Source organism: Nocardia sp. AB354 (assembly GCF_049538315.1).
In the GTDB taxonomy this organism is placed as follows: domain Bacteria; phylum Actinomycetota; class Actinomycetes; order Mycobacteriales; family Mycobacteriaceae; genus Nocardia; species Nocardia nova.
The window spans coordinates 1-874 of the sequence record NZ_JBMVFU010000068.1 but is presented as its reverse complement, the minus strand read 5'-3'; the positions used below and the strand labels follow the sequence as shown (position 1 = coordinate 874).

At 67.4% G+C, this 874-nt stretch carries 1 pseudogene; it reads right to left on the bottom strand.

What is annotated here, in order from left to right:
• A pseudogene (locus ACPCUW_RS35115) lies at nt 1-874 on the bottom strand (pyruvate carboxylase); the annotation flags it as partial.

Below are 874 nucleotides of genomic sequence, written 5' to 3'. Positions count from 1 at the left end.
CAGCAGTTCCGGCGTCATCCGCGCCACGTGCCCGGCGACGGTCAGCAGTCCGCGCGTGCGCACCCGCGTCGCGAGCAGCGACTGATGGGCGTCGCGGAACGTGGTGTCGGTGACCCCGACCGCGTCGCGCTCCCGCAACCACCGCGCGAAACCCTCGGGTCCCAGTTCGAGCAGACGCTGGCGGGTGCCGTCCGGCGGCGGCGCACTCAGATCGAGCGCCGGCAGCTTGTCGTGCGGGTAGACCGCCGTCGGCCGCTCACCGTGCGGCTTGTTCACCGTCACATCCGCCAGATACTCGAGAATTCGCGAAGCCCGGTCTGCTGGGCTGTTTTTTGTTAGCAGGTGCGGCCGCTCATCGATGAACGAGGTTGTCACTCGCCCGGCGTGAAAATCTGGGTCAGCGAGAACGGCTTGCAGGAAAGGGATATTGGTGGCGATACCGCGGATGCGGAACTCGGCCACTGCGCGCCGGGCCCGCGCCACCGCCGCGCCGAAGTCGCGGCCGCGACAGGTCAGCTTCACCAGCAGGGAGTCGAAGTGGGCGCCGACCTCAGCGCCGACGTGAGTTCCGCCGTCCAAACGAACGCCTGCGCCACCAGGTGTCCTATACCCCGTGATGCGGCCGGTGTCGGGACGGAATCCGTTGGCCGGATCCTCGGTCGTGATCCGGCACTGCAGCGCGGCACCGTGAATCGACACGCTGTCCTGACTCAGCCCCAGATCCGCCAGCGACTCCCCGGACGCGATGCGCAACTGCGACTGCACCAGATCCACATCGGTGATCTCCTCGGTCACCGTGTGCTCGACCTGGATCCGCGGGTTCATCTCGATGAACACGTGATGGCCGCGCTCGTCGAGCAGAAACTCCACGGTG